General features: G+C 46.6%; 10 protein-coding genes. 1 reads left to right on the top strand and 9 read right to left on the bottom strand.

Annotated elements, in window-relative coordinates; genetic code table 11:
* Positions 1-67: 67 nt before the first annotated feature.
* Both WFI24_RS07840 and WFI24_RS07835 read right to left on the bottom strand, forming a co-directional pair.
* Complete coding sequence (locus WFI24_RS07840) at positions 68-1,171, bottom strand: saccharopine dehydrogenase family protein (protein ID WP_336759812.1); 1,104 nt, start codon at positions 1,169-1,171, stop codon at positions 68-70.
* Entirely contained in the window at positions 1,155-1,862 is a 708-nt protein-coding gene (locus WFI24_RS07835; protein ID WP_336759811.1) for a class I SAM-dependent methyltransferase, read from the bottom strand. Before WFI24_RS07835 ends, WFI24_RS07840 begins: the two co-directional genes overlap by 17 nt.
* Positions 1,863-1,991: 129 nt before the next feature.
* On the opposite strand from WFI24_RS07835, the gene WFI24_RS07830 reads away from it, so the two are divergent.
* Positions 1,992-3,101 (top strand): helix-turn-helix transcriptional regulator, encoded by a 1,110-nt coding sequence (locus WFI24_RS07830; protein WP_336759810.1) that lies wholly within the window; start codon positions 1,992-1,994, stop codon positions 3,099-3,101.
* Between the two features lie 180 nt (positions 3,102-3,281).
* On the opposite strand, the gene WFI24_RS07825 is transcribed toward WFI24_RS07830, so the two are convergent.
* The 7 genes from WFI24_RS07825 to WFI24_RS07795 all read right to left on the bottom strand — a co-directional run bounded on the left by WFI24_RS07825 (position 3,282) and on the right by WFI24_RS07795 (position 12,765).
* Positions 3,282-4,718, bottom strand: a complete 1,437-nt coding sequence (locus tag WFI24_RS07825) for a glycosyl hydrolase family 28 protein (protein ID WP_336759809.1) — start codon at positions 4,716-4,718, stop codon at positions 3,282-3,284.
* 100 nt (positions 4,719-4,818) lie between these two features.
* Positions 4,819-6,393 carry an extracellular solute-binding protein gene (locus WFI24_RS07820; protein ID WP_336759808.1) on the bottom strand — a complete coding sequence of 525 codons (1,575 nt, stop codon included), beginning with the start codon at positions 6,391-6,393 and terminating at the stop codon, positions 4,819-4,821.
* Between the two features lie 78 nt (positions 6,394-6,471).
* Positions 6,472-7,344 carry a carbohydrate ABC transporter permease gene (locus tag WFI24_RS07815; RefSeq protein WP_336759807.1) on the bottom strand — a complete coding sequence of 291 codons (873 nt, stop codon included), beginning with the start codon at positions 7,342-7,344 and terminating at the stop codon, positions 6,472-6,474.
* 29 nt (positions 7,345-7,373) lie between these two features.
* Positions 7,374-8,351: an ABC transporter permease gene (locus tag WFI24_RS07810; RefSeq protein WP_336759806.1), complete on the bottom strand. Its 978-nt coding sequence runs from the start codon at positions 8,349-8,351 to the stop codon at positions 7,374-7,376.
* Positions 8,352-8,578: 227 nt separating this feature from the next.
* On the bottom strand, positions 8,579-10,795 hold the full coding sequence (locus WFI24_RS07805; protein WP_336759805.1) for a helix-turn-helix domain-containing protein: 2,217 nt from the start codon (positions 10,793-10,795) through the stop codon (positions 8,579-8,581).
* 305 nt (positions 10,796-11,100) lie between these two features.
* Positions 11,101-11,715 carry an RICIN domain-containing protein gene (locus WFI24_RS07800; protein WP_336759804.1) on the bottom strand — a complete coding sequence of 205 codons (615 nt, stop codon included), beginning with the start codon at positions 11,713-11,715 and terminating at the stop codon, positions 11,101-11,103.
* A gap of 168 nt (positions 11,716-11,883) precedes the next feature.
* Positions 11,884-12,765 (bottom strand): alginate lyase family protein, encoded by an 882-nt coding sequence (locus tag WFI24_RS07795; protein ID WP_336759803.1) that lies wholly within the window; start codon positions 12,763-12,765, stop codon positions 11,884-11,886.
* Between the last annotated feature and the right edge of the window lie 5 nt (positions 12,766-12,770).

Below are 12,770 nucleotides of genomic sequence, written 5' to 3'. Positions count from 1 at the left end.
CTCCATTCATGCCATGATTATTGTTCCATCATAGCAGATCGGAGGGTCCTAACAAAAGAATATGAACTCAGGTAATCGTGGTCGTCACGCTTAGCGGCGTAGGAAGTGCATCCTGAATGTCCTGCAAAGAGAGACACTGTTCAATATGAAATACACCATGAGGTAACTCTGACTCTGTTCTATATACGCGTTCCGCCACGGCTACTGCCACGGCCGCTGTTGCATCTGCTTCCTTTGCGCCAACCAGTAGTTGTTCGACGCAGATTTGCTCACCATTTTCCCATCCTACGGCATCGACCTTGACCGCATACAATGGCTCTCCTCCGGGAATAAGGCCAAATGCCTTGACTGTTCCATTCCGAATAGACGAGATACGGAGCAAGGAAAACAATCCTATACTTTTGGAAAGCGCCATGGAACCTGTAATCCAGCGGGAGTCCAGACAGAGTCTGGTAGATACGGTTGGAATACGTAACGTCCGAGCAACCACATGCTGATCCGAAAAGTTAAATCGGTATGCCTTCCGGTTCCCCAGTTCTGCTCCAAAATCAATCCTTTTGCCATCTCCAAAACTTTGTACCTCAGCAGGTTTGCCCTTTTGCATCACTTTGTAGGTGGCATTCATCTGATCAACGGTCCACTCCACGGCAGCTTTCCCGTGTTTCTCTCCAAGTCCCAGCATTACGGTAATATCTGCTTCCTCCACCTGATCTATATGCAACGTCGCTTCACGTACAAGCAGATTAGTCACTCCGGGTGATAATCCAACGCTGAGGATCGCGGTCGATTGGGAACGTTGCATTTTGGTGTGCAGTTGTTCAACCTGGGCGAGAAAATCATATTTTGCAGAAATATCAATATAATCGACTCCGGCTTGTGCGCAGGCTTCAACAAACCGTGTATCGCTCTGATCCACGCACATAATGACCAGCTTCACATGCCTTAACATGGATGGCTCTACTGGTCGTGTTACATCCAGTTGAAGTGGTAGCACAGCACCACCAGTAGACCTGCTGAATTCTTCCGCACGATTCATGCGTGTACCCGCAGCCCATACTTTACCCGGGAACAATTTCCCCAGTTGCGTACATATCATCTGCCCCACTTGACCATAACCGCCAACCACCCAGATCTGATCTTTCATAGGCTTCACATTAGTTTCGAATTGCATAATACCCCTCCACCCAGAACGCCCCGAAGTAACGTGTAATATGTGAGAAACCGCATTCGGTCAGTAGCTGAGTCATCTCTTCAGAGCATATGGGATCGGATTCATGGCCGAGGGAAGCAGCAAAGCGCTCCCACTCTTCAGGAAGGACGCCCACACTCAACATGTGATCCTTCCAAGCTTGCATCATGATTGGATGCGCAGTTGAACGAAGATCGGCATTAACAGCCGCAATGATCAGTGGGGCACCCGGTTTGAGTCTTGCTGCAAGACTGGTAAGAAACGTTCTCTTGGCCTCCATCCCCTGAAGGAAATGCAACATGAGCATGCTTGTCGCCCCATCATATACAATATCCTCCGCCAATTCTTCAACCGTGACAGGTTGCAGCTTCACTCTGGAGCCAATGCCCGCTTCTGCGACTCGACTCTCGGCAAGTTGAAGCATAGGTTGTGACGGATCTACTCCAGTCAATGTCCACTCAGCATGGCGTGCTCCAAGTAGAGCAATCTCTTTCCCCCCTCCCGCTCCGGCAACAAGTATATGGATATCGTTGTTATCCGCAAATGATGCTGCAAGCAGCCGTTCCATTAGATCATGCATATGAGAATAACCCGGAATTTTCAGGGCTATCGATTGTTCGTAGCGATGAACATCTGCCGTTTCCCAGCTCATCGGTGATGGATTGTGATTCATGGATACTGCACCCCTCTTGAATTGAAGTTAGACTTGACTCGTTGTTCGTCTAATTTCATTATAGAAGGATAAGCCGAGCCTACAATCCCAGATCCATGGGATATACGCATAGAGAGAGGAGATATCTTGTTGACGTCACGTATTGATCGGAACCACAGACTTATCACTTCTCTTGAAAAAGGAACTTGGACCTCGCGTACCTACCGGGAAGCAGTTCTCAAGCAGATCCATACGGTTGTACCTTACGATGCGTACTGTTTCACTACCGTTGATCCGCTGACTCTGCTTTCCACAGGAGCTGTGACAGAAGATGGCATTGAAGCCATTCATGATCGGTTATTCATCAATGAATACATGGAAGAAGATATACATAAATACGCTGAATTAATTCGCAGCGGTGAACATACAGCTACACTCCACACATCCGTGAACGCACAGCCTGAACAAAGCCCACGTTATATCAACATTCTTCAGCCAGCGGGGTTCGGTGATGAACTGCGCGCTGTATTGATTAATGGAGACGCTTGTTGGGGATACCTGACCCTGTATCGAAAGGCAGAAAACTCTGTCTTTACAGAGGAGGAACGGCTGATGATTCAGACCTGGACCGCTTCTATTGCATCCATGCTGCGGTCCACCAGTCTGACACTGATGGATGAGATCACGAGCAGCAGTCCCGAGGAACCAGGCCTTCTGATCACCACGGATACGTTCCAATTCACATCCTTGAACGCCCCGGCTGACTATTGGCTGTCCCAGTTACGTATGCTGGAACATGTAGGGCCAGACGTCCTGCCCCGTCCGGTACGTGCAGTGAGTTCCCACTTGCAGCGCAAGAATCAGGCAGAACAGGTCTTGGGTACTCAGAGTGCACCCGACTCACCCTCCAAAGTTTGCATCCAACTTCCGGATGGGCGTTACCTCATACTTCATGCCAGTCTCATGCAACAGCTCGCGGGACCGGACCAGATAGCCATCCGCCTGGAGCAGGCAATGCCGCAGGATTTGCTGCCCTTGCTCGCTGAAAGCCATGGATTATCCAGTCGAGAACGGGAACTGCTCGGTTATGTACTGCGCAGCTATTCTTCCAAAGAGATTTCTGCCGCGATGCATATATCTGTGTACACGGTTCAGGATCATTTGAAATCCATTTTCGCCAAAACCAAAGTATCCTCACGTCGCGAGCTCATCTGGTATTTCGTATCTCGCTTCCAGCTGTCGGATGAGCCTGCTATATAAAGCCTGACAGGTAAGTAATTCACTCTACAGTTCCAACTCACTTGGGTTACCAAAGCAAAAAAAGCCACCATTCAGGCGACTTCTTAAGCGACGATATTCTTGTGCTTTGGGGTCGCTTGCTTATTTCCCCCGTGAGCGGATAAGCGTACGAATGCTCCATTGGACAGATCAAAATCACACTTATGTTGGCTTCACTTCCACTTCATCAGTATGAGGTCCGAGAATAACATCTCTCTCCATTGAGAAATGTTCCCCATTAACAGTTACATTCTCAAATCTCACGTTCTCTACCTTCCGCGCTTCATCGTAGCCTTCGATATGGGATGGATTCAGACAACTTCCGTTATACGTAATATTTTTGAAAAGAATATCCCGGATCTGTTTCCCCGGAGCAGGATTGTATTTTGGGTTTTGCAGTACTCTCACATTGAACAGTTCACCCAATTCGAAAGGTTCAATGCGGATATTCTCATACACTACGTTCTGTACCGTGTTGTTGTCTCCGGCATTGATCGCAAGACATCCCCAGTAATCCGGCTGTGGTTCGTGATGCTCTAGGATATCAATATCGCTGAATATAATATCCTCAATCACATCTCCATCTCCTTCATAGTTGCCATGTGTGCCTATATTGGCTGGGTGCGCTACATCTGCCCACAAGATCGAACGAGTAACACGAACCCTTCGGATATCGCCTCGATATTCATCCCTTGAAGCATAGATCGCAATACAGTCATCAGAAGTACGCAGAAATACACGGTCGATGTTCACATCTGAACAGGCCATCATGTCAATGCCATCTGACCAGCCCCGGGTGCTAAAGGTTTTGATGTTACAAATATCTATAGACTCCGATTGACCAATCAGGACCGTATAATGGGGCGGATCGATGACCGTGATACCTTCAATGGATACATTTCGGGCATAACTGATCTCCACCCCACGATAAAAGGTCGTTTTCTCAAAATCAGAAAGGTACAGAATTCCTCTGCCACGAATGACCACGTCCTCCACGCGGCTACAAATAAATCCTCCATAGATTACTGCGCCTCCGGCGATATAGATCATAGTATTCGAAGGTACCTCTAAACGGGACGTATCGAAATGATGGATACCGGGTTGAAAATATATCACTTTGGATCTTACTGCTGAACTCACATCTTTCCCCAGAATATCTGCCGTGTTATGCAACCCTGGTTCAAGCGGCAGGACACCATCATCCGAAACTTGCGGGACATCCTGCTCCAGAGCATTAGCAAAAATGTGCAGATTGTGGAATCGATCTCCGTTCACTTCCAAGGATAGCTGCTGCGGACCCTCCAGATGAAGCAACATACGGTTTGCTTTCCACTCACAGCTTAATCCTGTTGAGATTGGGCGGATGATCGCCACCTGAACACTCCCTTCATTCTTTACAATCTCCAGTTCCACCGGTCCAGAACAATCAAACGTCACCATCGATGCATTGCGGACGTCATGCATATCGACCTTCACATTGTAGCTGAACAAGGGCTGCCACTCCCCATGCGGCTTGCGGACACTCACGGTGAAGTCCGGGTTGACTACGGCACCCGTCGGGGCTGGATAAACCACTAAACCGGTATTTACAGTTTGCATATCCGTTCTCCTCCATCCCTAGAGATGAACCGGTTAGCAGATGAGCACCGTTCCCAGGTTCATCTGCTAACGATCTTGCCTTCATCCCTGAAAGTCATTTTTATTTACTGCGTTCCTCATAAATCTGTTGGGCCTCATCCAGTTCCGCCTGTCCTCCCGAGTTCAGCCACTGTGATCGGAAATCATCAAAATCTTTATCTGTATTCGCTTCTCCAGAGATCGCTTTAATATAATATTGAGCCTGTAGTGTGTTCAAAATGGCCTCATATTGAGCTTTGGTCTTCATCACCGTCGACTGCATCAGATCACTCAGTACGGTTACACCTTCCACATTCGTCAACTTTTCTTTGAAAGCCAGCTTTTCAGGAGAATAGTGATGCTTCATCATGGAGCTCACTTTGGCACCGAATGGATTATAGAAACCTGCACCCAGTTCACTCATTAATTCCGTACCTGCTGCTGCTTCCGTAACGACTGCCAACTCACCTTCCAGGTTATAGGAGTTTCCTTTTTCGCCAAACACTGTTGTCAAGTAGCCTTCCGTATCGGTCGTGACATACTCCAGAATCTGCAAAATTTTAATTCGTTTGGCTTCATCCTTCTCAAGCTGTGCTCCAAACAACAAAGGTGGCTGCAAGGCTCCGTTCGCCATCGCATACTTCTTGCCGTCCGGCCCAGAGAATGGAACTCCAGGAACAAGTTCAATGCCTTTATCCTTGGAGATCAGGCCAAAGTATCCATCATCATACAGATGGTGCCACATTCCGGTTTCAATGATTCCGGTACGCAGACTGACAAATTTGGTTTGAATCTCGCTATTGCCATCAGTGATGAATTCGGGATCAATAATGCCCGCCTTATACCATTCATTTAACAGTTTCAGCGCATTGCGAGCTTCCTCTGTAATTGCGCCATAAGTTACTTTGCCATTCGCGTCCAGTTTGAACTGGTATGGTGCTACTCCGTAAGCTGCGAACACCGTATTGAACAGTTGTGCCTGGGCATCCTTGCCTCGTCCGGTCAAACCGTACGTATCCTTTTTACCGTTGCCGTCCGGGTCATTATTCATGAATTTGGTCAGTACATCCTCAAGCTCCGCAAGATCCTTTGGCGGTTCATTGTAGCCAATAACTTTTAGCCATTGTCCGTTGTATGCGGGAATAAAACCAGTTGCACCTTCCCCCCATGCCTTGGGAACACCCCAGTTCTTGCCGTTGTATGTACCTGGGTCCCATGCATTTGGATCAACGCTCTCCACGTCCGCCGTGTATTTAGGCATATATTGCTTAATCTCCTCTTGGGATACACTCGCAAGGATACCTTGATCCGCCCATTGCACCACATCGCCTACGGTGCCGTCTACGGAAATAATGTCCGGGATCTGGCCGGAAGCCAGCATGACGTTGAATTGTTCTTTCCAGGTTGCTGTTTCGAAGGAGATATTCTTGAACTTCACATTAAATTTCTCTTCCAGAAACTTCTGGACGTAATTGTTATCAGCTTTAGGGATATTCCAGTTGTTTGCGATTGAAATTTCAATTGGCTTTTCATTAGCTCCATCTGAAGTTTCCCCTGTACTGTTATCAGTAGTCGCACCACCACTGCAACCGCTTATAAGTAATGAAGCCGACATCACTAGGCCCAACATACCGGTAATGAATCTCTTTTGTTTCATCTCTGAATTCCTCCCTTTTGATCTAACTATTCGCATATTTGAATCAAGACGCCCTGAGGCAGCTTGAATGAATCCGTGTTATCCTTTGAGCGAACCAACCATCGTTCCTTTTACGAAATACTTTTGCAGAAATGGATACACAATAATAATGGGCAGCGCCGTAAACATCAGTGTAGCGGCTTTAATCGGTTCCTGATAACCCAATTCCGAACCCTTAACATCTGCCGCGAACATGGATAGATTCTCTCCTGTGATTACCACTCGTCTCAAGAACGTCTGAAGCACTTGCTTGGAAGGGTCCTGAATATATAACACAGCGTCAAACCATGCATTCCAATGCCCTACCGCAGACCATAGCGATAACGTGGCGATAACAGGCATTGATAACGGGAGAACCAGCTGAAACAGAATACGCAGATCGTTCGCCCCGTCGATTTTGGCTGAATCCTCCAGCTCATCAGGTATGTTCTGAAAGAAATTTCGCAGAATCAGCATGGAGAACGTACTGATAAGTCCCGGGATAATGTACACCAGCCGCGAATCCAGCAGCCCAAGCGATTTGATCAGGAAATAGGAAGGGATCATCCCCCCGCTAAAGAACATCGTGAACACAATTAACATTGTATACACATTGCGATGCGGCAAGTATTTGCGGGATAGCGGATAGGCCCCAAACGACATGAACAGGATCGAGCAAACGGTCCCCACCACGGTACGAAAAACCGTGTTTCCAAACCCCATCCAGATATCCTGGTTGCCCAGTACCTTCTCCCAGGCAAAAAATGATACCTGCTGTGGATACAGATGGATACCCAACCTCAATGCTTCTGCCGGCGTACTGAACGAAATCGAAAGCATATGGACAAACGGATACAGCATGACAATACACAAGATAATCATGAACGTAATCAAAGAAGCCTGAAAAAGGTTACTGCCCCTGCTATGCTTCACTGCCTTGTCCTCCAATCTGGTTATTCTGTTTAGAAGAGCCCCTGCTGTCCAAACCTTTTAGCCATATAGTTCGTTGCCAGTACCAGCGCAAAAGCAATCACATTCTTGAACAAACCGACGGCTGTCGTCAAGCTGAACTGGAAATTCTGCAAGCCTACCCTGTAGACATAGGTGTCCAGAATATCCGCCACACTATAAGTCGCAGGTGAGTAAAGGTTCAAAATCTGGTCAAAGCCAGCATCGAGTACATTGCCAATGCGCAGAATAAACATCAGTACAATGACCGGCATAATTGTCGGAAGCGTAATACTGAGGGTCTGCCTCCAGCGACTCGCTCCGTCCATCACAGCAGCCTCATACATTTCGGGTTGTACACCTGCAAGCGCAGCCAAATATATAATCGTGCCCCAGCCGACTTCTTTCCAGATCGCCGAAATGACCAGTGTTGACCGGAAATGATTCGGATCTCCCAGAAAATAGACCGACTCCAATCCCACAAGCTGGAGCAGGTAATTGACTACACCAGACGATGGAGATAACAGTGTAATTAATATCCCAGAGAGAATAACCCAGGAGAAAAAATGCGGCAGATAGGTCAACGACTGTGCTACCCTTTTGAAGGCACCTGACCGGATCTCATTAATCAGCAGCGCGAGTATAATCGGCGCCGGGAATCCAAACAAAATATGCAAAAAACTGATGACGATCGTATTCTTCAGAATCCTCAAGAAGTCAGGAGATTGAAAGAACAAAAACTCGAAATGCTTGAAGCCCACCCACGGGCTGCCCCAGATTCCATCCATAATCCTGAAATCTTTGAAGGCCAGTTGAATACCGTACATTGGGCCGTATGCAAAGACCGCGTACCAAATCATCACCGGAGCAAGCAGCAGAAACAGATATCTGCACTTCTTGTATTCCCTCCAAGTTGCTGCCCATTTTGACGGCTGTCCATTAAATATATTCTTTTTGCCGTCCACTTCCGGATTGTGCACCGGGTTCATCATAACTGCTCCTTTCCAACCATCCAAAATTCCTCAAGTCACACTTCAATCTTAGAATTATGTAAGCGCTTTTTCTATTGCAAGTTCATTCGATTCCTTATAAATTCTTTCACGGTTTCTTATAAAATCTATAGAATTCATAAAAAATGACCGCTGCTTGGGTAACATTCGTTAGATGCTCCAAACAACAGTCATATTCACCTTACCTTCTACCTCCATACTTGCTCGTGCTATTCCTTATCCAGAGTGATTGAATCCAGCGCTGCCAGCTGTGAATTCCGATACTGTACAGGCGTTACGCCGTACCGTGATTTGAATTTGCTGTGAAAATACTGAGGATTCCGGTATCCGACTTGCGTTGCAATAACCGACACCGAGAGACGTGGCTGATAACGCAGCAGATCCGCAGCTTTTTCCAACCGCAACCGAGTTACATATTCCGTAAAAGATTCTTTGGTTCCTTCACTGAAAAGTGTAGAAATATAAGCAGGGGCGAGTGAAACCTCCTCCGAGAGGATCTGCAGGGATAACTCTTCATGCAGATGATCTGCAATATACACCTTCAACGTACGAATCACATCCATATGTGCATGGTTACCGGCATACTTTAAATGTTCCGTAATCTGTATGCAGAGTCTACGTACCCCTTCAACAGTATCGATCAGCGTATCCTTTTTCAATTCATCAAAGATATTGGAATGCGGCAGAAAGTGCTGTAACTTCAACTCAAGCACCGATTGATACAATTGCATCATTAATTGCAGCACAGCGAGCTCCGCAGTCTCGATCTGCATATGACCATCCTGAAGAACCTCCAGAAAATGATTAATGAAATCAGCAACCGCCTCCTGATCTCCTGCCTGTAATGCATTTTTGAAATGATCGTATTGAAACAGATAAGGCGCTGTACTCATTTCCAGAACTCTGGAATACGTAACGATAGAATCTTTTCCATATAAAAAATGATATCTGCTTGCCTGCTTGGCCATCTGATAAGAATCGGCGAGCGCTTCTGGATGGTCTACCCTACTCCCAATAGCCGCGCCAAACCGGGAATCCTGCTCAGCAGAATGCTGAGCTTCCAGCAAATCGGCCATAATACGGTCTTCTGCGTCCTGCTCATCAGGAGAAATAAAATAAATGATAGCTGCCTCATTCTCATTCAATGGAACGAAGATGCTGTGTAAAGACCGATTCATCTTTTCATAACGCATCTTCAGACCTGCACTGCCTTCCTTCGGAATCCGGAGATAGACGGTGCAATAGTGATATCCCGGTTGAATGAACTGTTCCGCTTCGATCTCCAGGCTCACGCCAAGCAAAAGGTTTTTCAAATCATTTTTTCTGGCTTGGGTTTCGAGGTTTACGATCTTTTCCTCCATCAGATGAAAGGTGCTACCGATAAAAGCGTACTCATTACCTAAGGACGTGACAGCACTTGATGTATGTAAACCTTTGATCTGCATCATCAGTCTCTTTACCGGAATGTAGAGTTGTTTGGAGAAAAAGAACGATAGTAGCAAACCAAATAGAACAACTACGCCGCAACTAATTACGAGACTGTTTTTCAACTGTTCAGAGGACAGGACAAACGAGTTCATCGGACGATACATGGCATAAGTCCAATCCTGCTGGGAGTTCGCTGATTCCAGATAAGACAGAACGGCTTTACCTTCTGCTCCTTCTATAATCTGTTCTCCGCTTTGGCGGTTGTGAATGGTATTCTGCAATAGACCACCGAGAGCCTCATTATAATCCCCCGTGTGAAGAAGCTCTTTACCGGAAGAGTCGAAAATATACAACTGATCTGCCGGAGAACTCAAAATTCGGGAAGCCGCCGTCTGCAGATATTCCACCCCTACATCCATAAAGAAATAACCCATGGTTGGCACGCCAGGTGTCTCGTATGGCAGTTTAATCACATAGGTCATCACCTTGCTTCCATCCGCCAAGGTCCGAAACAGCCATTCTTTAGGTTTTACTTCGTTCAGCTTCATAATGAAAGCTGCATCTTCGGATGTATCACTCTTCATATGAAAGTTGCTGGCATCCACGACATAATGATTGGCCGGAAAATAAACGGTAACATTGGTTAGCCCTTCATTTCCAATCCTGTAGAATTCCAGTTCCTGCCGAAAGGATGCAATTCGACTCAAATTCCCCTCCCAACTCTTCGTTAACAATAGATTCAAGTTGAAGTTATTCTGAATAAACCGAATGGATAGTGCTTTGTTCTGCAGGTTGTCTTCATATTTCTTTAATATCGTCTGCTCGATATAATCCTTGGCGGAAACCAGGCGGTTTTTATTGTCTTTGGCAATCTCATCCTCCATCATTTCATTGGCCTGAGTATACCAATACCCACCCATAATGCCGATCAGAACTACGGACAGAACGGTATATGACAAAATAAATTTGATAAAGATGGTTTTTCTGTATTCAGGCATTTTCATCCATCCCCTTTAGCTTCGCTCATCGTGCACTATCCCGTCCCCATAATAATGTATGCGCTATCATAAATGAGATCAACAATAGTTATTCATATTGCTTAAGCTATCAAAATCATTCTCCAAAATCCAGTATAAAATCTTTAACTTTATTCTAATTTCTTTCAACCCTGTCCCGGACCTGCACTTATCTGGTACAAAACAAAGCAAAAAAATGCCCCAAAGCCTCCGTGTATAGGAACTTCGGGACATAAACATTGAACACGTGATTTCTTGCAGACAAGCAGATTCGTCAAAATGTATTATTAGGATGGTTCGAGCTTCCACTGCTGGTTACTACTTAACAAATATCTCCATTGCTGAATCAGAGCTCCTTCTGCCGAAGATGCATTCGCCACGTCAGCGGGTTTGTTCGAATGCACAGGAGTGATTCGATAATAACCCTGCCCTGTAGGAATGAAGGCAAACCTCTGATTATCACCGCCATTATTGCTCCACAATTGAAAGTTGGCCCCATGACTCAAAACACCGCTTGCTACATCCAGCGAAAGCCCGCTCTGTACATTTTTGATACTGTATTGTCCACCGCCAAGATGAGTCATGTTCCACTTTTGATGGGTTCCCCCGGTATAAGTCGATTTTCGAACTTGTGCACCGCTTGAAGTACCGGCTGCTTCCATCACTTTGCCATCAAGACGCACAGTAAATCGGTACGTGCCATTAGCTATATTCCCATTGGGAAGTGTGGCTGAACCACCACTCCCCGCTGGCCTGGTATAAAGAAGTGTTCCAAATCCAAGTTGATCAAACGTTGAAGGATAGGCAGTGTTCGGGCCTGCCTCAGGTCTCATCAGATTGGCACGAGCAGCAATGTTAGGTACAGATAGCCCCTTGCGTTGTGCATAGTGGTTATAGATCATCTCCCAAACCGGACGGTACTCATTACGGCTCGCACTCGAAATCACAGTCTGGGTCTGAACAGCGCCGTTCGTTCCAGAGCCCCATTCATAGGTCGCAAAAGGGACATTATCCTCTCCATTGTTATACTTGGCAACGTATTCGGCAGCGCGCAGGAAACGATTGTTCGCTCATCCATACAGATCTTCCCCTTGATTCCATGCCATTTCATTGATTGCACCCATCAATCCAATCCCTAATATCGTGTGTGCCTGATCACGTCCGGATTCCTGCCATTGTGCAAGCCCGTTCGGATGCAGGAAAGGAATTGCGTTATAGATGGAGCCGTTTCCGCTACCGTGCTTCAAATATTCAATTCCCACTTCATAGATGTCACGGCGGTCACAGAAAATACCAATCGCAACCGTAGCCGCCATGTTACTCAGATCCCAATTCGCCCAGTAATTCTGGATATAGGCGTCGTTGTGATCTCCGCCGAATTCATTGCCAATAAGAAAGCGTTCATTAAGAGGCTTGTAAAATACATTCAACAGCATATTTTGCATCTGTGTCACATTGAATCCGGGATAATCCCGCATGATCTCTGCTGCGTTAGCCATCTGATATCCGTACAACCCGGAAGCCAAATAACGGTCAGCATTACCGGTGAGTGTCGTTAGCGTCCCTGACCATGCATTCAGAATGTCACGTGCGGTATCGCCGTTAGCCGTACTACCACTGATTTTCCATCGTAAAGCATTCTGATATGCACGCGCAATATCGTTATACAACAAGGCTACATTGTCGCCTGTCCCCCCTCGAACAATTGTAGCTGTCGCACCCGGAGTCCAACCAGACTGTGAAAGCGGGCTGTTCAGCAGCTGATTCCATCCATCCAGATAAGGCTGCGCACCTGTACCTACCATCTGCTGCATGCGGTTGAAATCTGCCTGTGTATGCAGAAGACCAGGGTGCGTGAATTCAGCTGCTGCTTCTGCCTTTGCCGCAAAACCAAATCCGAGCATCCCCATACAAAGACTGAACACCATGGTAACAATCAACGTTTTATTCATCCCGC

The organism is Paenibacillus sp. USHLN196, from assembly GCF_037144955.1.
Lineage (GTDB): Bacteria > Bacillota > Bacilli > Paenibacillales > Paenibacillaceae > Paenibacillus > Paenibacillus xylanexedens_C.
Note: the sequence above shows the minus strand (reverse complement) of the source record. Positions and strands in the feature narration are given on the sequence as shown.